12 protein-coding genes are annotated in these 20,501 nt (G+C 77.2%); 8 read left to right on the plus strand and 4 right to left on the minus strand.

Annotated elements, in window-relative coordinates:
* Positions 1–6 precede the first annotated feature (6 nt).
* The gene (locus tag ACI79Z_RS04630) at positions 7–147 is read right to left on the minus strand and encodes a hypothetical protein (protein WP_387988812.1); all 141 of its coding nucleotides are present in this window, start codon (positions 145–147) and stop codon (positions 7–9) included.
* A 632-nt stretch (positions 148–779) separates the two neighbouring features.
* On the opposite strand from ACI79Z_RS04630, the gene ACI79Z_RS04635 reads away from it, so the two are divergent.
* The 6 genes from ACI79Z_RS04635 (at position 780) to ACI79Z_RS04660 (ending at position 12,011) form a co-directional block, all read left to right on the plus strand.
* Entirely contained in the window at positions 780–1,280 is a 501-nt protein-coding gene (locus tag ACI79Z_RS04635; RefSeq protein WP_387988811.1) for a TerD family protein, read from the plus strand.
* Between the two features lie 160 nt (positions 1,281–1,440).
* Positions 1,441–1,968: a hypothetical protein gene (locus ACI79Z_RS04640; RefSeq protein WP_387988810.1), complete on the plus strand. Its 528-nt coding sequence runs from the start codon at positions 1,441–1,443 to the stop codon at positions 1,966–1,968.
* Entirely contained in the window at positions 1,965–4,793 is a 2,829-nt protein-coding gene (locus tag ACI79Z_RS04645; protein ID WP_456901838.1) for a vWA domain-containing protein, read from the plus strand. The genes ACI79Z_RS04640 and ACI79Z_RS04645 overlap by 4 nt, the downstream gene beginning before the upstream one ends.
* Positions 4,794–4,828: 35 nt before the next feature.
* Positions 4,829–8,410: a tubulin-like doman-containing protein gene (locus tag ACI79Z_RS04650; protein ID WP_387988808.1), complete on the plus strand. Its 3,582-nt coding sequence runs from the start codon at positions 4,829–4,831 to the stop codon at positions 8,408–8,410.
* A complete protein-coding gene (locus tag ACI79Z_RS04655; protein ID WP_456901839.1) occupies positions 8,407–11,151 on the plus strand; it encodes a hypothetical protein in 2,745 nt (914 codons plus the stop codon). The genes ACI79Z_RS04650 and ACI79Z_RS04655 overlap by 4 nt, the downstream gene beginning before the upstream one ends.
* 5 nt (positions 11,152–11,156) lie before the next feature.
* Positions 11,157–12,011, plus strand: coding sequence for a hypothetical protein (locus tag ACI79Z_RS04660; protein WP_456901840.1), 855 nt, complete (start codon positions 11,157–11,159; stop codon positions 12,009–12,011).
* On the opposite strand, the gene ACI79Z_RS04665 is transcribed toward ACI79Z_RS04660, so the two are convergent.
* Positions 11,997–12,998, minus strand: coding sequence for a hypothetical protein (locus ACI79Z_RS04665; protein WP_387988805.1), 1,002 nt, complete (start codon positions 12,996–12,998; stop codon positions 11,997–11,999). The genes ACI79Z_RS04660 and ACI79Z_RS04665 overlap by 15 nt on opposite strands.
* 172 nt (positions 12,999–13,170) lie before the next feature.
* On the opposite strand from ACI79Z_RS04665, the gene ACI79Z_RS04670 reads away from it, so the two are divergent.
* Both ACI79Z_RS04670 and ACI79Z_RS04675 read left to right on the plus strand, forming a co-directional pair.
* Positions 13,171–16,476 carry a hypothetical protein gene (locus tag ACI79Z_RS04670; protein ID WP_456901841.1) on the plus strand — a complete coding sequence of 1,102 codons (3,306 nt, stop codon included), beginning with the start codon at positions 13,171–13,173 and terminating at the stop codon, positions 16,474–16,476.
* An 11-nt stretch (positions 16,477–16,487) separates the two neighbouring features.
* A complete protein-coding gene (locus ACI79Z_RS04675; protein WP_456901842.1) occupies positions 16,488–19,196 on the plus strand; it encodes a GAP1-N2 domain-containing protein in 2,709 nt (902 codons plus the stop codon).
* A gap of 211 nt (positions 19,197–19,407) precedes the next feature.
* Here the strand turns inward: ACI79Z_RS04675 and ACI79Z_RS04680 are convergent, their stop codons facing one another.
* Both ACI79Z_RS04680 and ACI79Z_RS04685 read right to left on the minus strand, forming a co-directional pair.
* Positions 19,408–19,866 carry an NUDIX domain-containing protein gene (locus tag ACI79Z_RS04680; protein ID WP_456901843.1) on the minus strand — a complete coding sequence of 153 codons (459 nt, stop codon included), beginning with the start codon at positions 19,864–19,866 and terminating at the stop codon, positions 19,408–19,410.
* Positions 19,867–19,878: 12 nt separating this feature from the next.
* Positions 19,879–20,397 carry a hypothetical protein gene (locus tag ACI79Z_RS04685; protein ID WP_456901844.1) on the minus strand — a complete coding sequence of 173 codons (519 nt, stop codon included), beginning with the start codon at positions 20,395–20,397 and terminating at the stop codon, positions 19,879–19,881.
* Positions 20,398–20,501 lie beyond the last annotated feature (104 nt).

Below are 20,501 nucleotides of genomic sequence, written 5' to 3' on the forward strand. Positions count from 1 at the left end.
GGCGTCTCAGCGGGCCGGCGCCGGGGGGACCGGGGGCCGGCGGCGGGTCTCCAGCCGCAGCACCGGCTGGGTCAGCTGCGCCAGCGCGGCACAGCGGGCGCAGACCGGGCCGGGGTGCGTCTCGGCGGCGCAGGTGTCACACAGCACGCGGGTCTCCTCGCTCGGGGGTCCGTCAGGACCCGGGAGCCAGAACATGCCACCCACCTGCGACGTCGTGCCCGCCCGTGGGACGGGTGTGACGTCTCGTCAGCGATCCGTCATAGAAGCCGGCGACGACGGCGCGGCGGGACCGCTCCCCCACCCCGGGCGGCGGCGCACGACGGCGGTCGCGACGGGGCGGGACGCGGGCGGGCAGGTGCAGACCTGCGCGGGACAGCGGTGCGAGGAGCTCAACGGGACCTCCCGGGACGGTGGGCGCCGAGGATGACGGCGCCCCGTCCGCGGCGGGGGCCCGGGCGCGCCGGTGGGACGAGACGTCACCCGATCGACCCACCCCGTTCCCCCGTCCGGCACACCGGCCGCTGACGGGGCGCGCAGGCGCCGGGTGTCGACCTGCTGCTGCCTCAGCGGGCCGGAGACAGCAGCAGGTCGAGGACGGGCGGGAGGACGGACGGTCGGGTCCTCTCCTGCCCCGTGCCCCTCCTCCGTCCCACCTGCCTCACCGTCTGACACCAGAAGGTCACGGCGCGTCCGGGATCAGCGACACCGGCCGGTTCCCGACCTACTCTCCCCGGGGCCGGCGCGGAGAGCGCCCGGCACTGCACAGGAGGACGCCGCGCATGACGACCACGCTGGTGCGGGGCGCCAACGCACCGCTGCGCTCGGCATCGCAGCAGCCGGCCGCCCAGGTGCGGGTCGAGCTCGGCTGGCGCGGTGCCGGCGTGCCCGCCGTCCTGACCGCGGTCGCCTGCGACGACCGCGGCCGGGCACTGAGCCCGGCGCACCAGGTCACCTGGCAGCACCCGACGTCGACCGGCGACCGCGAGCGCTTCGAGGTGCTCGTCGACCTGCGCGCCACCCCGGACGACGTCGCCGGCGTCGTCCTCGCGCTGGACGTGCCCGGTCCCGGCGCGCGGGCGCTGACCGGCCTGACCGCGACCGTGCGCACCGCGTCCGGCGAGCCGCTGGCCGCCTACCCGGTGGAGGACCTGCCGGACGCCCCCGGACTGCTGGTGACCGAGGTGTACCGCCGCTCGGGCCAGTGGAAGGTCCGCGCGATCGGCCAGGGCCTCACCCAGGGCCGGGCGGGACTCCTGCGCTCGGTGGGCCTCCCGGGCTGACCGGGACAGACCACGGCCGCGGACGACTTCAGGCGTCGCCGCCGGGGCCGATACCGATACTCGACCGACCCGCACCCCGGTGTGGGGCCCACCGACGGGGGGAACCGATGCTCGTCCCTCGCGTGCCCACAGGCCCGCGGCCGACCGGCGGGAGCGCCGCGTGACCGGCCCCGGTGGAGCCGGCCCCTGGGGAGCCTGGCCGTCCGGACCCACGGGCAACGCGCCCGCGCCGGGCGGGTTCCCCTCGCCCGGCGGGTTCCCGTCGACGGGCGGGTTCCCGTCCCCCGGTGGGTTCCCGTCCCCCGGCGCACCCGCGCCGGGCCCGCTCGGGGGCACCGGCTCCCCGTGGGGTCCGACGCCCGCCGGGGCGCCGGCCGGGCGGGCGACGCCGCCGGTCGCCCTGCTGGCCGCGGCGCTGCTCGCCCCGCTGGTGACCGTGCCGCTGCTGTTCCTCGACGGGTGGGGCTGGCACGTCCTCGGCTGGGCGGTCGCCACCTTCGGCGCCGCCGCGCTGCTCATCGCCGCCACGCTCGCCGACACGCGGCGCCGGGCCTCCGCCTGGTACCTCGGCCGCGACGGCCTGGTGAGCGCGCTGCGGCTGGGCACCGTCGTCCTCGCCCTGCTCGCCGCCGGTGCGCACGCCTGGCTGTTCGCCGACTGGTTCTCCCGCCTCGAGGTGTTCGCGTGACCCTGCGAGCCATCAACACAGCACTCCCCCGCCGCGCGACCGCGCTCCTGCTGGTCTGCCTCGGCGCCGTCCTCGCGCTGACCGGCCTCGCCGTCCCGGCGGCCGCCGCGCCGTCCCCCGTGGGCACCGCCGCGCTGCAGGACCTCGGCGCCTGCCTCGCCGACCAGCAGCAGGCCGACGTCCTGCTGCTCGTGGACGAGAGCGGCAGCCTCGGCCGCACCGACCCCGACGACACCCGGGTCGCCGCCGCGCAGCTGCTGCTGGCCCGCCTCGCCGACACCGCCGCCCGCAGCGGCGCGACCGTCGACCTCGCTGTCAGCGGCTTCTCCGCCGGGGTCCGCGGGGCGCTGGACTGGTCGCCGCTGACCGAGGGCTCCCTGCCCGACGCCTCGGCCGCGGTCGCGGACTTCGCCGGCCGCGACGACGGCTTCGAGACCGACTACTGGACGGCGCTGACCACGGCCCGCCAGCAGCTGGTCGACCACCGCGACCCCGCGTCGACCCGCCCGTGCCAGGCGCTGGTGCTGTTCACCGACGGCCAGTACGAGCTGTCCGCCCGCGACACCGACGCCGAGCGCCGGCAGTACGGCGAGACCCTGCCGATCCCCGGCGCGGAGGGCGTCCCGATCACCTCGGACGACGCCGCCGCCCAGGTGGCCGAGGCCGGCCGGAGCGACCTCTGCCGGCCCGGCGGCGTGGCCGACCAGCTCCGCGAGGACCGCATCCTCCTCATCGCGCTGGGCCTGACCGGCGACGGCGTCGACCTGGGCCTGCTCGGAAGCATCGCCGAGTCCGCGCCGTCCCCGTGCGGCCAGGCCGCCCCCTACGGCCTGTTCCTCTCCGCCGACGACGTCCAGGACCTGGTGCTCGCCTTCGACGCCGTGGGCGACCCGGCCAACCCGCCGCAGCCGGTGGACGAGAAGGGCGTCTGCGTGGGCGCGGTCTGCCCGCAGCAGGCGCACACCTTCACCCTCGACGCCTCGATCACCTCCATCCACCTCGTGGGCACGTCCGACGCGGCGGGGATCGACGTCTTCGTCCAGCCGCCCGGCGTGCCGCAGCCGCAGCTGCTGCGCTACGACGCCGCCCGGCCCTCGGGCGTCCTCCCCGCCGGCGCGGTGGGCCTCGACTACACCTGGTACGCCGACGGCGCCTTCTCGGTCGACGCGTCGATCCCGGCCGGCGGCGCCAACTGGTCGGGCCCCTGGCGGGTCGTCTTCGTCGACCCGACCGGGCAGAACCCGGACGCCGTCACCCGCACCCAGCTGACCATCCAGGCCGACCTGGCCGCGGTCGTCGGCCCAGGGGCTCCCGTCGAGTGGCGGGTTGGCGAGGACCTCGGGCCGGTGCCGTTCGCGCTCGTCCGCTCGGACGGCACGCCGGCCGCGCTCGGCGACCCGGCGCCCACCCTCGCCCTCGACGTCGCGCTGCGCGCGGACGACGGCACCGAGGCCGTGCTGGCCACCGCCGTCCCCGGTCCGCAGCTGGGCGCCGTGCGGCTGACGGTGCCCGCGGACTTCCCGCCGGGCCCCGCCGAGCTGCGCACCTCGCTCGCGGTCACCACGGTCAGCGGCCAGGTGCTGCAGCCGCAGGTGCGCACCGCGCAGGTCGACGTCCTCCCGCCGCTGGGCTTCCCGGCCGTCTCCGCCGACCCGGTCGACTTCGGCCGGCTGGAGGGCACCGAGCCCAGCGACACCGTGACGATCCCGGTCACCGGCCCCGGCTGCGTGTGGGTGGGGTCCGCGACGCTCGACGTCCACCCCGCCGGGGTCGACGAGGTCACCGCGACCTCGCCGCACGGCAGCGCGGAGGAGTGCCTGGAGGTCGCCGAGGGCGACACCGGGGAGCTGACGGTGCAGCTGGAGAGCGGCGTCGTCGAGGCCGGTGACCTGCGGGGCGACCTGGTGCTGCGCGCCGCGCCCGAGGGCGTCGACGCCGGCGAGCGCGAGGCCCGCGCGGTCGACGTGCGGGTGGCCTACGCCGCCGAGCTCGTCCGCCCGGCCGACACCGGCGTGCTCATCGGTGTCTTCCTCGCCGCGCTCGTCGTCGGCATCGGCCTGCCGGTGCTGGTGTTCCTCCTCGGCCGCCGGATCGCCGCCAAGCTGCCCGACAAGCCGCTGCAGTCGACGCTGCTGGACGTGCGGGTGGGCCCGGGCGGGCTGTCCGGCGCCGCGCCGGACCGCACGTGGGACCCGGTCCCGCCGCCCGGCGGCGGCCGCAAGCAGGCCGTCCTCTCGGGCGTCCCGGTGCGGGCCCGCGCCGGCGTGAAGCTCACCGAGGCGGGCTACGCCGAGGTCGAGGACCCGGCGCGGGTCGGCGTGTCCGGCGCGCCGGGCGGCCGGGCGCCGAAGTCGCTCGCCGCGCGGCTGCCGCTGGCCCTGGCCGGCAGCTGGACGCTGCTGCTGGACCGGGCGACGGCGGCCTCCGACGCCGCCGAGGTCCCCGCCCGGCTGCTGCTCGTCGTCGACGCGGTGGCCACCGCGGAGCAGCGGGAGGCACTGCTGTCCCGTGTCCGCGCGGAGGGCCCCGGCGCCGTCGACAGCCTGCGGGCCGCGGCCCGGGAGAGCGCCGACGCCCCGACGGCTCCCCCGCCCCCGCCGGACCCGTTCGGCGGCCCCTCCGGCGGGAGCACCCCGCCCGGCGGCGGCCCGGCGCCGGACCCGTTCGGCGGCAGCCCCGCGCCGGCGTGGCCGGGCGGGGGCGGCTCGTGGCCGCCGGCGACCCCGGCGACCCCGGCGTCGCCGGCACCGCCGGCGCGCGACCCGTTCGCCGGGGGCGGCGGCTCCCCGTGGCCGTCCCCCTCCTCCGACCCGTTCCGGCGCTGACGGCGCCACGCACCCCGCACTGACCTGGAGACCCCGTGTACAAGATCTGCGTCGTCGGCCTGGGCGGCTCGGGCGGCAAGACCCTGCAGTTCCTCATGGACCAGCTGCGCTCGGAGCTGTCCGCGAAGGGCTGGACCGCCGACCACCTGCCCCGGTGCTGGGAGTTCGTGCACATCGACGTGCCCTCGGCACCCGACGGCGTCGGCCCCGGCCTGCCGCAGACCGTGCCGGCGCAGGGCGGCACGTACATCCCGGTGAGCAACCCCACCGACAGCTACGCCGTCCTCGACTCGGCGCTGCAGACCACCCTCTCCTCCCAGCCCACCGGCAGCCAGCTGCGCCAGCTGGCCCGCTGGCGCCCGGACCCGGGCAAGGTGACGACGCCGATCACCGAGGGCGCCGGTCAGTACCGGGCGGTGGGGCGGCTGCTGACCCTGGCCCGGGCCGGCCTGGTCTACGACCGGCTGGTCCCGGTGGCCGAGCGGCTCAACCAGGGCGCGGCCGACAGCGACCTGCGCACGCTGTCGAACCTGCTCAAGCTCGACGACAAGGGTTCCCAGGGCACGCTGGTCTTCGTCGTGTCGTCGCTGGCCGGCGGCACCGGCGCGTCCATGACCCTCGACGTCTGCAACCTGCTGCGCGCCGTCGGCGGGCAGGTGCCCAACTTCCCCGCCGAGCAGGCCCTGGCCTTCCTGTACACGCCGGACGTGTTCGAGCGGCTGCAGGCCAACCGCCGGGCCGGGGTGAACGCCAACGCCCTCGGCACGGTCGCCGAGCTCATGTCGTCGATGGCCGCCCGGCAGGCGCCGTGGACCCCCCAGGAGTGGTCGGTCTACGGCGGCGTCCCGCAGCCGGTGAAGCCCGGCCGCGGGCCGCTGCTGGCCTTCCCGGTCGGGGCCTACAACGGCATCACCGGTGCCCGGTTCGGCGACGGCGCCTCGGAGACCGTCTACCGCGGCTTCGCCCGGTCGCTGGCCTCGCTGTTCGTCTCCGAGGCCCAGCAGACCAGCCTCAAGGCCTACGCCATCGGCAACCTGGAGTCCGCGGCCACCTCCCTGCAGGACCGCACCCAGCTCAGCGTCCAGCCCGCCAGGCACGGCGCCGAGATCGAGACCACCGAGCCGCTGGTCTTCGGCTCGATCGGCTTCGCGTCCCTGGGCCTGGGGCGGGACCGGTACGCCGAGTACGCCGCCCAGCGGCTGGCCCGCCGCGGGCTCGAGCGGCTGCTCCGCGGCCACTGGGACGTCACGGTGCACAGCGGCGAGCGCAGCCCCCAGCAGGCGGTCGCCGCCACGGCGGCCGAGTACTACCCGCAGTTCCTGCAGTGGGCCGGCCTGCCGGACCTGCGCCTGCGGGACACCAGCTACCTGCGGCACCTGGTCGACGACGTCTGGACCGCCCAGGCACGCGAGACCCTCGCGGCGAACTCCACCTCCACCGCCGTCGCCCCGGCGATGGTGCCGGGCTACGCGGCGAAGGGCGCCCACTTCGCCCAGCAGCTGGCCGGGTTCATCACCTCGTCGTTCCAGAAGACCGTGGACGAGGCGGACGCCGAGCTGCGCGAGGCCGCCGCGAGGTGGGTGCAGGACATCCAGGTCCGGCTGGAGAAGGCGGTGCTCCTGGTCGCCGGCGAGCGCGGGCTGCCGGTGGCCGAGCGGGTGCTCGAGACGCTGGCCTCCGACCTCCAGGCGGCCGCCGACCAGCTGATCCGGAACTCCGCGACGACGCTGCACCCCCAGGAGATCGCCGCCGACGTCACCGCCGAGCTGCAGACGGTCACCTCGGCCATCGACGCCAACCACGGCGTCGTCGGCCGGGCCGTCACCCGCATCCGGCAGCACTTCGCCGACCTGTTCGTCCGCAAGGGCGCGGCCCTGGCCGGTGACCTGCTCGCCCAGCTCGGCACCGACCTGCTGCCGCCCCTGCGCACCGGCCTGCAGCACGCCCGCGAGGCGCTCGAGGCCGCCGAGCGGGCGACCGTCGGCGCCGCCCCGGTGTCGACCGTGGCGACGACGGAGGTGCAGCAGTGGCCGGTCGGTGACGACGTCCCCGGCCGCTTCGCCACCGCCGAGAACGAGGTCCTGCTCGAGGACATCGCCACCTACCCGCGGTCGTTCGCCGACCAGCTGGTGCAGACCTTCAACGGCTTCGCCCCCGGCGGCGGCACGGTGTCCGCCGAGCGCGCCGAGGAGCTCGCCGTCTTCGAGGCACTGACCTGGCTGCACGCCGACGTCCGCGGTGGCGTCCGCCCGGCCGAGCGGCTCACCGGCATCGACGTCAACGGCTCGCCGGTGCGGATCGGCCGCCGGTCGGAGTGGTGGCCGCAGGCGCTCGCCTCCCTCAACCCGTCCCGGCGGGCCACCTACCGCGTCGAGCTCGACGCGACGGCGCTGCTCGACGGCGCCCGCGTCTGGGTCAACCGGCCCGACCAGGTCATGGGCGGGTTCATCCAGCAGGGGCTCGACGCCTACCTCCGCCGCGAGGGGGCGGGGCTGCACGAGCGGGAGGCCCTCGCCCGCCACTTCGTCGACCGCTTCGAGGCGGCGCTGCAGCTGGCCGCCCCGCTCGTGGCCGTGGACACCGGGATGGTCCAGGCGGTCCACGACGTCCGGGTCGAGGTGACCTACCAGTTCGGCGAGGTGCCCCTGACGGCGCACCGGGACGTCGTCGAGCGGATGGCCGACGCGCTGCGCCGCGGCGCGAGCGACCACGACGCCGTCGAGCGGCTGCACCACGCGGTCACCGAGGGGCCGCAGAGCCGGATCGACATCCTGGGCAACTACGCCGGCATCTACAACCCGGTCGTCTTCTCGTCGCTGCAGCGTCCCATCCGGAAGCAGTGGACCGAGTCGAACTCCCCGCAGCTGCGCGGCAGCTTCTGGCGCTGGCGCCGCGGCCGGTCGCTGACCGACTTCGCCCCGGTGTCCCGCACCTGGCTGCAGGCCATGGTCACCGGCTGGCTGGTCGGCCGGCTCACCGGCGAGGTGCTCGTGCCCGGCGAGGGCCCGATCCTCGACGGCGGGGTCGCGGTGTGGTCGGAGGAACTGCGCACCTTCACCCGGCTGCCGCACCCGCTGCTCGGCGCCGAGGACCCCGCCCGCGACGCGCCCGGCTGGGGCCTGCTGGCCGCCGTCGTCGAGTCCCTGCCCCTGGCCCTGGCGCTGTGCGACGGCAACACCCAGCTGCCGGCGCTGCAGCCATACCAGGCCCTCTTCCAGCTCGGCCGGTTCCTGCAGTCGGCCGACGAGCGGCAGCCGAACGACGCGCTGCTCACCTGGATCCGGGACGGCCGGACCCGCAGCGGTGCGCTGCCCTGGGGCGAGGCCCCGGTCGTGGCGACGCCGGAGCAGCGGCTGGCCGAGGCCCGGGAGTGGTGCGCGTCGCTGGGTGAGGACGCCACGAGCCTGCTGCCGCCGGACGCGTCCGTGCCGGGCCCGCGCGGGGAGTTCAGCACCGTGAGCCCCCACAACTTCTGGAAGGTGCCGCGGGACTGGGAGATCGCGCCGCAGCTGCTCACCGCGAGCTCCCAGCTGCTGGCCAACCTGGAGCTGCCCGACTACACCGGGCTCTCCCTGGCGTCGCAGGCGTCCAGCGGCATCACCCGGACGCGCGCGTGACCGCCCCCGGCTCCGGCCCCACGACGGTCGTCCTCGGCAGGTTCGGCGGCGGCGCGGCGGCGGACGTCCGGGAGGTCGTCCGTGACTGGACCGCGGCCGACCTGCTCGGCCCGTCGGTGTGGATCGACCTGGACCAGCCGGCCGGGCCGCCGCAGCTGACCGTCGTCGACCGGGACGGCGCGCGCACGTCCCCGGCCGAGCAGTGGCTGGCCGTCTCGGGCATCACCGGGGCGCGCGTGGTGCTGGTGCAGGTCTTCACGGACGACGCCGGTACCGCGCCGCGGCCCGCCGTCCCGGCGACGACCGCGGCCCTGGCCCTGCTCGAGCGGATCGGCCTGGGCCACGCGCCGCTGGTCAACCTGCTCGTCCCCGCCACCGGTGCGACGCCCGTCCCCGAGGACGCCGTCGTCGGGTCCCGGCCCAACGTCCTGCTGCAGGCCCGAGACGGGCAGAGCCCGACCGCGGTGAGCCGGCCGGTGCCGGCCGGCGAGCTCGCCGCGCACGCCGCCTCGGGCCTGGCCACCGTCGCCGGGCTCTGGACGGCGATGGCCGAGGCGCCGTTCGACGGCACCCAGGTGTGGCCGGGCACGCAGGTGACCGTCGCCCGCGCCTACGCCCGCACCCTGGACTCGCAGGCGGTGTTCACCGGGCTGTCCGAGCAGGTGTACCGGGCCGAGGGGCCGCTCCCCCGGGCGCGCACGCCCCGCGGGGACCGGCTTCCCGACGTCCCTGACGTGCAGGCGCTGCCCGCCGCGGAGGCCGCGGCGACCGCGGTCCTGGAGCTGCACCGCGACCTGACCCGGTTCGCCGCCCCGCCGCCGTTCACGTCCGCGCCGCGCACCGGCGTCGGGCTGCTGCAGGCGGTCCGGATGTTCCTGTCCTTCCTGTGGGCGGCGATCCGGAACGCCCCCAAGGCGTGGGTCGAGGGGCTGGTGCACCGGACCGCCGGCGCGCTCGCCGGGTGGGCCAACGACCGGCTCTTCGGCGACCGGTCGGGCTACGAGGTGCTCGTGCTCGGCGTCCGGCCGGCCAACCGTCCGCCGCAGTCGGCCGACGAGGACGACATCAGCGTGCTCATCGACGAGGCGACGCGGCTGTCGGCCCAGGTGTCCCCGGGCAGCGAGGTCGCCACGGTCGACGCCGGCGCGTTCTGGAGCGAGGTCACGGCGGTCGGCGTCAGCCTGGCCGACGGGTCGGCGGTGCACCCCGGCGTGCGGATGCCCCAGTTCGGCCAGGACCGGCAGGTGCTCGACCGGCCGGAGCTCATCGTCCCGCCGCCGGACGAACCCGCGCACCGGCTGCCGGTCGGCGCGCTGCCGGAGGTCGGCGCCGTCGAGGTGCACCCCGACGACCCCTACCTCGCCGCCCAGGCCCACCGGCTGCTTACCGGCGAGCGCGACCGGCCCGCCGCGGGCGCGAACGACCCGTCCCGGTACGCCGTCCTCGACGGCACCCTGCGGTCGCTGGGCGCCTGGATGGCCCGGCAGCGCAGCTTCACCTGGGCGCTGGGCTCGTCGCTGTCCTGGGAGCTCGAGCAGGCCCGCCGGACGCTGAGCGAGGCGATCGGGACGGCCGGGGACACCGGCGGCGACGAGCCGCCGGCGCGCATCCTGGAGACCCAGCGGCGCACCCGCCGGTTCGTGCTCGGCGCCCTGGCCGCGGTGGTGGCCGCCCTGCTGCTGGTCGCCGGGCTGGTCGTCGGGGAGGTCCTCTCCGTCCTCGTCGGCTGCCTCGTCGGCGTCGGCCTGCTGGTCGCGTGGTTCGCCAGCTCCGCGCTGGTGTTCATGCGCCGGCAGAAGGAGCTGTTCACCTGGCTGCACGAGCGCGACGAGCAGCGGGCACGCCGGGAGTGGGCCCAGAGGCACGTCGCCCACGTGGCGCGCGAGGTGCAGCGGCTGGGCGTGCTGTACCGGCAGAGCCGGCTGTGGACCCGGGTGCTCTCCCGCGTCGTCCACGACCCGTTCGGCGCGACCGGGACCGCCGACGAGGAGTCGGCCTACCCGGCCGGCCTGTCCGGGACGCTGCCGTTGTCGCTCGCGGTCGGCTCCGCCGGCTTCTCGGCCGACGAGCACGTCCAGCTGGTGCACGAGGCCCGCCGGGCGCAGGTGCACGTCGGCTGGCTCGGCGCCCAGCTGCAGGCCCGCATCCAGGCCGCACTGGCCGCCCGCTCGCAGCGCTACGGCCGGGCCGAGCACTCCGCCGTCTGGAGCGACACCGGGTACTCCGACCAGGGCCCGCTTCCCGAGCTGGTGCGGACGCTGGGCACGCCCGAGGACCGGCACGCCGCCGCGGCCGCCGCCGACGCGCGGCTGGTCGACTGGCTCACCCGGCTGGGTGCGGAGCGCGGGCTGGAGTGGTCGCTGGCCGTCGTCCACCCGACGGTGACGGTGACCGCGGGCATGCGCGAGGAGACGGTGTCCGGCCCGGCGTTCCTCTCCCCCGTCCTCGGGAGCGCCGCCCACCTCGACCGGGAGGGCTTCAGCTCCACCGGCGCGGTGATGCTGGCCAACCAGGTCGAGTCCACCGTGCTCGCGGCGGTCGGCGTCCCGGTGCCCCCGGGGGCGGCCACCCAGCTGCGGGTCGTCCCGGCGGCCGGCCGGCGCAGCATGGACCGCTTCGTCGCCCGCCTCGACCTGACCCGCCAGCTCACGCTGGACCAGGTCGCGCACTTCACCCCGTCCACGCCCGAGGCGCCCGAGCCGCCGGCACCGGTGTCGCGCGGCATCGGCACGAGGAGCTGACCGCCGTGCTGTGGGACCTGCTGACGCTGACCGGCCAGCTCTTCCTGCTCATGTGGCTGGCCACCGCGCTCTTCTGGGGCCTGGCCGGCGCCGCGGCGGCCGCCGCGCTGGGCCGGCCGGCCTGGCAGGGCCTGCTGCTCGGAGCGGCGCTCCCCGGCATCGGCCCGGTCGTGCTGCTGGTGGTCGACGTCGTCCGCCGCGGCGGCGCCGCCGGCGTGCGCGCACGGCCGGCCGCGCCGTGGCGGGTGCGCGGCGCCCGGGAGGCGGCCGTCGCGCTCGCCGTCCTGGGCGCCGTCGCGGTCGTCGTGGTGACCGGTCTGCGCGACACCCGGCTGGCCGTGGTCACCGGCGAGGTGTCCTTCACCGTCCGCGACCTCGGCCTGACGACGGCCACCGGGGCCACCGTCCTCGTGCTGCTCGGCGCCGCCGTGCTGGCCTGGCGCCGGCCGAGCCGGATCGCCGCCGTCGCGGTCGCCTGGTGCGCCTCCTGGTGGCTGCTGTGGGCCGCCGGCGCGCTGCTGGTCGGCGACACGCTGCGGGTGCTCGCCGACTCCACCGGCCTGGCCGACGCCCTCGACGCGGCGGTCGAGGTCGGGACGTCGTGGTGGCTGCTGCTCGGTGTCGCGGTCGCGCTGCTCGCCTGGAGCACCGGACTGGTCGTCACCGGCGCCCGCGGCCGGGTGCCGGAGCCGCTGACGCCCGGCCTGCCCCGGCCCGGGCTGCCCCTGCCGCGGGCCGGCGCGGACCCGTTCGCGGACCCGTTCGCGCCGCGCAGCCCGTTCGCGGCGCCGGACCCCTCCGCCGGGCCGGCCGACCCGTTCGCGGGTCCCGGCCCGCGAACGGGCTCAGGAGGCTGGTGAGGCGTGCGCCAGCGCCCTGACCACCGCCGCCGCGTCGGGGCGGGGCTCCGGGACGACGACGGTGCCCAGGCCGCTCGCGGCCACGGTGCCACCCGGCTCGGGGGCGGCCAGCACCACGCGGTAGCCGGACGCCGCGGCGCCGCCCTCCTGGTCGGTCACGGTGACCACGACGCCCGGACGGCCGTCGCCGGCCGTGGTGACCGCCCGCGACCCGGTGCGCAGGCCGATCTCGGCGGTCCAGGCGCGGAGGAACTCCTCGGGGTCGTCGGCCAGGCCGAGCTGCCGCGGCGGCTGGGGGCGGTCGCTGACCGCCACCACCGTGACGGCGGGCTGGTCGGCGGCCGCGGCGAGGGCCTGGACGGCGCCCAGGACGCTGGCCACGGTGCCGGCCACCAGCCGCGGGCGCATGGACGCCGACAGGTCGAGCACCGCGGTCACCGGGACGCCGCTGGCGACCAGGCCGGCGTGCCCGGCCAGCGCCGTGGCCTCGCGCAGGGCCTGCGGGACCTCCACGTGCTTGGGCGCGGGTCCGCCGCCGCGCAGCCACGGGTCGCGGGTCGGGACGTAGGGCACCTGCTGCGGCAGGACGGCGTAGCCGGTGTCGGCCGGCGCCAGGCTCAGCGCCACGGTCGCGGTGCCCCCGACGGTGTCCAGGCCGGGGTGCTGGAAGGCCTCCTCCGTGCCGGCGCCCGGGCCGGTGCGCACGACCAGCGACAGCGACAGCGGGTGCGCCGTCGGCGCGGTGACCACCAGGTCCAGCCGCTGCCACCCCGCGGGCAGCGCGGCGGCGTCGAGCAGCCAGGTGTCGTCCGCCCAGGGCTGGCGTCGCAGCCCGGGGACCTCGTCGTCGGGGAAGCGCAGGTGCTGCCCGGAGGCGGTCACCAGGTGCGCGGCGACCTCGTCGCCGGGCCGCAGCCCCTGCCACTCGACCAGGCACTGGGCGCCCGGCAGCGGCTCGCGCTGGTTGACCGTCATGAGCACCGTCATCGGGTAGCTTCCCCCTCCGGATCCGGATCGTCCGTGTCCCGGCCACCCGGCCGGACGCCGCCGCAGTGTGACAGAGCGCCGGCCCGCCCGGGCTCGCTGCCGGCCCGTCCGCGCGTCCCCTCCGGGGCGGCCTCCCCCGCCGTCCCGTTCCCGCACCACACGAGGAGTCCCCGTGGCGTCCGCCCTCTACAGCGAGCTGCGCACCGCGCGTGACCAGCACGGCGTCGCTCCCGATGCGAGCGACGGCGTGCTGCTGCTCATCGCCCGGTCCCGCGTCGGGGACCCCGACCAGCTCGCCGGGCTGCTGCGGGACAAGGGCATCACCCTCGCGCCGTCGTCGGTGCAGGAGCTGGCCCGGCTGGTCCGCGAGAGCGGTGGCGGGACGCCCGCCCCTCCCCCGGCCGCCGCGCCCGCGTCCGGCGGCGCCATGGGCTTCCTGACCCGCGTCGACGACCAGCCGGCCGGCCGCGTCGTCGACAGCATCCCGCCGGTGCCGGCCGCGCCTCCGCAGGCGTCCTCCCGGCGCGACCGCGGCGGGCTGTCCCCCGAGCACGCGGCCTCCCGCAGCGCCGCGGGCACCCTCCCGCCCCCCGCCTACCCGGCGCCGGCGGCCGGGCCCGCCGCCGCTCCCGAGCCGGCCCCCGCCCCGCAGCGCCCGGCCGCCGCTGCCCCGCCGCCCCCGGCTCCCGTCCCGGCCCCGGAGCCCGAGCCCGAGCCCGCGCCGGTGGCCGAGGAGCCGGGCCTGCCCGGCCCCGAGGCGTTCTCCGACGACGTCGACCAGTGGGCGACCCGCGGCGACAAGGTGTCCACCCGCCGCGTCGACGACCGGACCGTCGACATCTCCTGGCCGGCGCTGGACGCGTCCGGCCAGTCGGTCGTCTACCTGCTCGTCGCCTCCTCCACCGGCATCCCGCCCCGCCCCAGCGCGGGCACCCGGGTGCTCGTGACCGACGAGCCGCGCGCGTCGGTCCCGGCCGGCACCGGACCGTTCGTCTCGGTGTTCAGCTACACGGCGGACACCGCCTGGAGCCTGCCGACGGTGCAGGCGGTGCACCACGCCGCCGGCCGGGTCGTGCCCGAGGTCGCCGACCTGCACGTGAGCGTCCACAACGACGCGGTGGTGCTGAGCTGGACCGCACCCCGGGGCGTCAGCCGCGTACGGGTGCTGCGCAGCCTCCCCGACGAGGCGCTGCCGCCCACCTTCGACGCCGCGCGGGAGATCGGCAGCACCCCCGCCTACGCCCGCGACACCGGCGTGCTCCCCGGCCGCCGCTACGAGTACCGGGTCCTCACCCAGTTCACCGAGGGCTCCGTGACCCACCTGTCGACGGGCATCGAGGCCGTCGCCACCATCCCGGCGGTCCCCCAGCCGGTGACCGACCTGGCCGCGACCGTCTCCGGCGAGACGGCGGTGGCGCGGGTCGAGCTGCGGTGGACCACGCCGGAGCTCGGCACCGTCGTCGTCTACGAGACCGGCGACAAGCCGGAGCACGCCGCCACCGGGCGGGTCATCAGCCGCGGCCAGCTCGACGTGCTGCCGCTGGGGCGGCCGGTGGGCGAGCCGGTGCTCTCCGAGGGGCCGGTGTCGATGGTGCCGGGCATCCCGTTCCGGCAGGCCGAGGGCGCCCGCCGCGCGTACACGCCGGTCACGCTCATCGGTGACCAGGCGGCGGTCGGGCCGGCGGCGGTCGTCGACCTGCTCGGCGCCCCGCGCGACGTCGCACTCACCGAGCGGGTGGGGTGGCAGCTGCTGCGCTTCGCCTGGCCGGTGGGCGCCACCTTCGTCGAGGTCGAGCGTGGCGGCATCGGCGGGCCCCCGGACGGCACCCCGGCGGTGCGCATCTCCGAGCAGGAGTACCGGCGGCTGGGCGGCATGCGCCTGGAGAACCTGCCGGTCAACGGCTGCGACCTGCACCTGCGCGGCTCGGTCCGGTCGGGCGGCGTGTGGACGCACGGCCCGACGACGGTGGTCACCTACCCCGGCCGCTGGGTCCTGTACTACAGGATCGACAAGGTCGGCCGGATCGGCCGCCGCCGGCAGCTGTCGCTCTACGTCGAGCGGCCGTGGCAGGACGCCGCACGGGTGGCGTTCGTGACCCGGCAGGACCGCATGCCGCTCAACCCGTGGGACCTGGAGCGCCCGCCCGACCACACCATCGACGTCCGCGGCAACACCCTCGTGCCGCACCAGTGGACGCCGGTGGGCGAGCTGCCGCCCGAGGGTCCCGGCTACACCCGGCTGTTCGCCCAGCACGAGCGGGCGGGCTGGCCGGCCGTCGTCCCGCCGCCGAGCGTGCCGCGCCCGCCGGGCCCGGCGCCCGCGCCCCTGGCGCCCGGCCAGCTGCGGTGCGTCACCTGCGGCACCACCCAGGACGCGCAGCCGACGCTGTTCCGCTGCACCGGCACCTGCCAGCCGGCGGTCGACCCGGTGCTCTCGGGCTTCCTCGGCGAGGCGACCGAGGACCGGCCGCTGTTCGCCGCCTCGGCGCCGGGCATGGACAGCGTCGCGTGCCCCAGGTGCAGCACGCCGTCCCGCGAGGTCGTCTGCAAGGCGTGCCACTCGCCGCTGCAGTCCCAGGCGGCGGCCACCGACCCGGTGACCGTCACCGTCGTCGGCGCGCGCGGCACCGGCAAGACGACGTTCCTGGTCCGGCTCTGCGACTGGGTCGAGAAGGTGTGGGGCCCGGCGACCGGCGCCCCGGCGACGCCGCTGGACTCCCACACCGTCGGCCGGCTGCAGGCCATGCGCGAGTCCCTCACGGACGGCCGCGCGCTGCCCTCCACGATGACCGTGGAGCAGAACCCCGACCTGCTCACCCCGATGCTGATGACGCTCGACCAGTGGGGTGGCCGCGCGCGCACCCTCGCGCTCTACGACGTCGCCGGGGAGGACACCGAGCGCCCCGGCGCCCTGGCGCCCTACGGCCCGACGATGGCGCGCAGCGACGCGCTGCTGTTCCTGCTCGACCCGCTGCAGATCGAGGACGTCCGCAACTTCCTCGAGGGGCAGATCCCGCTGCCGCCGGTGGCCGGCAACCCGCTCACCGTGCTGAACAACGTCATCACCGAGATCCGGCGGCGCACTCAGGAGACCGGGCCGCTCCGCATGCCGCTGATGGTCGCCGTCAGCAAGCTCGACGGGATCCACGAGGCGGTGGGGACGCCCGGCACCGACCTGTCCGAGCTGCTCAACGGCGGGTCCGCCCTGATGCACGACCCGACGGCGGGTGACTCGCTGGCCTTCGACCCGTACGACCGCTACCAGGTCCACGAGGAGACCCGCAGCCTCCTGCTGCGGCTCAACGCCATGCAGTTCCTCTCGCTCGCCGAGGGGTCCTTCTCGCGGGTCGAGTACTTCTCGCTGTCCGCGCTGGGCCACTCGCCGGCCGGCGCCACCCTCTCGGAGGCGGGCGTGTCCTCCTTCCGCGTGCCCGACCCGCTGCGCTGGCTGGTCGCCGGCCGCTGGCCGGGCCGCTGAGGGGAACGGGGATGCTGCGCGCGCAGTTCACGTACACGGCCTCCCGCCGGCCCGGTCCCTTCGACACCGGCGCCGGCTGGAAGGTGTCGGCCATCTCCAAGGTCGGGCCGGTGTCCGACGACGTCATCCGGGCGGCGGCCCGCAACGTCGGCGGGTTCGTGCCGCCGCCGCTGCCGGAGCTGGCCTCGAAGGCCGACGTCGACGCGCTGCCGCACTGCCTGCGGCTGGACGTGCTCGACGGGCCCGAGCCGCTGGCCTGCCTGAGCTCCATCGTGGCGGCCGGGCCGGACTACTCGGGGCGGCCGAACACCTTCGCCCACGGGCTGGTCGTCTCCGGCGACGGGCTGGCGGACGGGCGGGACCGTCCCCTGCGCCCCGCCGACCTGTGGGACGCCGCCCTGTGGCAGCGGCCGCTGGGCGCCCAGGCGGCCGAGGAGACCCTGCTCGACGAGCACCTGCGCGACCTCACCCGCGGCCCGCTCGACGACGCCGCCCTGGAGGCCTTCACCCGCGCCCACCCGGACCAGCGCGAGCTCGTGCTCGCCGCGGTCGAGCGGTTCCTGGGTGGCGCCGGCCCGCTGGTCGTCGTCGGTGACGGGTCGTTCTCCTCGGTGGCCACCTGGCTGCACCTGGCCGGGCGGCTCCTGCTGCCCACGTCGGCGTGGCGGCTGCCGTTCAGCACCTACGAGCGGCTTCGGGATCCCCGCACGGCCACCGGCTGGCGGTTCGCCGTCGTCGGTGTGCCGGCGGCCGACGCCGCGGCCGCCGCGGCCCTGCCGGGCAGCCGGTTCACCGTGCTCCGCGACGACGAGAAGCCGGTGCGCGCGGGCCTGGGGCGCTGGACCCTCCACGACGGCGCTCCCCTGACGGCGGGGCCCTGGGCGCGGCTGGCCGAGTCGGTCATCAGCGCCGAGTTCCTGCCGGTGGTGACCGACCAGGTGGAGGCCCTGGCCGCCGCGGTGGGGAACTCGACCGCCGACCGACCGATGTGGGCCCTGGGTGCCGCGGTCCTGCTCGACGACGACCTGGCGGAGTTCTTCGGCTCGGACGCCGCGGAGGTGGCCGCCGCGCACTGGCCGGCGCGCGTGGACGCCGAGGAGGTCCTCGAGCGGGTCCTGGAGTGCGTGGAGCGGCACGCCGCCCCCGGTTCCGACGCCGCCGCCCGCATCCGCGAGCGCCTCACGTCCGATCCCGACAGCCCGATGGCGCAGCGGGCGCTGCTCCGTCCGGTCCTCGCCGCACTCGAGACGCCGGCGGACTTCGAGCGGCTCGCGCACACGCTGCCGCAGCGGCCGATCGAGGTCGCTCCGGCGCTCCGGACGGATCTCGGCGGTGCCGTCGCCGACGCGCTCGGCCGTGTACCGCAGGCCGACGACCCGGTCGGGGCGCTCCTGGCGGTCGCCGCCGTGATGGACCACGTCTCCAGTCCCCTGGAGCTGCGGCTGCGGGCGGTCGAACTGGCCCGCGAACTGGTGGTGCCCAGGCTGGTCGAACCGGCGGCCGATCCGGTCCGCCGCGGCTGGCCGCCGGTGCCCTCCTGGCTGTGGGAATCGCTGACCCGGGAACTGGCCGCGACACCACAGCTGGAGCACGGCATCGAGCTGCCCGGCGAGAACCTGTCGGCGGCCACGCACGAGTGGCTCGGATCGCTCTCGCTGCCGGCCGGGGAGCTGACGGCCGAGGCGCTGCGCAGGACGGGACCGGTCGAGTGGGAACGCGCCGCCTACCGGCTGTACGTGCGCCGGGACCGGGACGTCACACCGCTGGAGCGGGCCGCGGCCTTCCTCGGCACCGTGCGTTCGGGCGCGGTCAACGACGGCACTGCCATCGACCGCTGGGCCAGTCGGGCTGCCGACGACGCGTATCCGCGCAACTCGCTCGACGTCCCCACCGCGACCGTCCTCATGGACGCGATACCGGGCGAGGTGCCGTTCGCCGTCGCGCTCGCCACCGTCCTGCAGCGCACCCCTCCCTCACCGGAGACCCGTGCGGCGGCCGTGCGCCTGCACGAACGCGAGGTGGTGCCCCGCAACGTCGAGCACGTGGTGGAGCGGCACCGGCGCTTCGAGGAGCCGGCCGCCACGTCGGTCCCCACGGGCGGGACGCCGGTCACCGTGGCCGGGCACCCGGCCGCGCCCTCGGCGGCTGCCATCCCTCCCGGTGAGGTGCTCGTCACCGACAGGGCCCAGCTCCTGCACCTGCTCACCGAGCCGCAACGGCTCGGCGCGCCCCGGTCGGCGTGGATCCCGGTCGCCGAGGCGCTGCTGCGCGTCGACGTCCGCGTGCTGCCGATGGAGAAGCTGCCACAGGCCACGTGGGAGGACGCCATGCCCTGGGGCGACGGCTGGGCCCGGCTCGACGCCGAGCAGACCGACCCCGGCTCGCGCACCCTCCTCGCTGCCCACCTGCTCTGCCGCGGAGCGCGGGCACGCTGGTGGCTGCGCGAGGACTGGGCGGCCGGCTGGCTGACGGAGAAGGGCGAGGAGCGGAACACCGTCTGGGCCGAGACGATCGCCGGCCGGTTGCTGCTCCGCGGCGACCCGCGGATCGGCATCGAGGACCTGGTCCGGGTCCTGACCGAGCAGGCGCCGCGCAAGCCGTCGGGGACGTTCTCCGACGGGGGGAAGCGCGATGACGCCTGGCGGGGGGACGCCCTCACCTGGGCACGCCGGCTGGCCGGGTCGAAGCCGCGTCCGTCACCGGTCCCGCGAGCGCGGTGAGCGCCCCCGTCCGCGGCCCCGTCGTCCAGGCGACGTGGCGGCCCGGGACGGCCGGGCCGGTGCGGTGGGAGCCGCAGGTGGTCTCCCGATCGCCCTGGCGGATCCGGTCGAGCGGAACGAGCGCGGGCGACCGCCGTCCCGTCGCCGGGTGTCGACCTGCTGCTGCCTCGGCGGGCCGGAGGCAGCAGCAGGTCGACGAGCGGCGCGAGGGTCAGCCGGCGAGCAGGTCCAGCAGCCGGTCGAGGTAGGGCACCTGGCCCTTCACCAGCTTGGCCCGCGCCTCGTCGACGCCGAACCAGGCGGCGCGGTCGATCTCGGGGAACTCCTGCAGCCGCCCCGACCGCGGCGGCCACTCGATCGTGAACGTGTTGCTGACGGCGGCGTCCGCGTCGAGATCGCCCTCGCCGGCCCACACGGTGAGGACCTTGCCGCTGGTCCGCAGCTCACCGAGCGGCACCAGCGACGTCGCCGGCACCGGGCTGCCGAGCTCCTCCTCGAACTCGCGGTGCGCGACCGCGAGCGGGTCCTCGCCGTCGGCGTACTCGCCCTTCGGGAACGACCAGGCGCCGTCGTCCTTCCTCGCCCAGAACGGCCCGCCCATGTGACCGAGCAGCACCTCCACGTGCGGCGCGCGCCGGTACAGCAGGACCCCCGCGCTCCGTCTCGGCACCGGCTCAGCCTGTCACGGGCAGCGCGGTCCCCGGTCGCCGTTGCCGCGGCCGTTGCCGCGGCCGTCCTGGCCCCGGCCGGGCGGGTCGTCGCAGGGGACCGGGGGCTCCGCGGTCGGGACGGGCGCGGCCGTCGTCGGAGCGGGCGTCGCCGCCGGGACGGCGGCCGGCACCCCGGCGACTCCCTCCGGGGCGGCGGCCGGGGAGGTCGGGGACGGCGGGGGCGCGGCCGACGACGGGTGCGGCGACGCGGGGCGCGCGACGGGGTCGCTCGGCGCGGCCGTCCGCACGACGGGCGGCGCCGCGTCCACCGCCGTCCCGCTCACGGCCGGCGCGACCAGTACCGCCAGGCCGCTGACGGCGAGCAGCACCGCGAGTGCACCGAGCACCGCGAGCCACCGCCGGCGCGACGGCGGCCGCGCCGCCCGGTGCCGCGAGGAGGTGGGCAGCCGGTCCGTGTCGAGCCCGTCGGAGAGCCCGTCCAGCAGACCGCCGGACGGGCCGTCGGGCGGGGGCTCGGGAGCGGTGCGCACCCGGCCGAACGTACGGACGGGACGACCCGGTTCCGGCCACCGACCCGCTCCCCCGTGCCCGCCCGGCAACGTCTCGGCGCTCCCGTCACACCCGCCCCAGACGC

The sequence above is a fragment of the Geodermatophilus sp. SYSU D00663 genome (assembly GCF_054050655.1).

What these genes read in the sequence shown, in the direction of transcription:
- ACI79Z_RS04675 (WP_456901842.1), top strand. Translation starts at nt 16,488, where the DNA reads ATGCTGCGCGCGCAGTTCACGTACACGGCCTCCCGCCGGCCCGGTCCC.
- ACI79Z_RS04665 (WP_387988805.1), bottom strand. Translation starts at nt 12,998, where the DNA reads ATGACGGTGCTCATGACGGTCAACCAGCGCGAGCCGCTGCCGGGCGCC.
- ACI79Z_RS04635 (WP_387988811.1), top strand. Translation starts at nt 780, where the DNA reads ATGACGACCACGCTGGTGCGGGGCGCCAACGCACCGCTGCGCTCGGCA.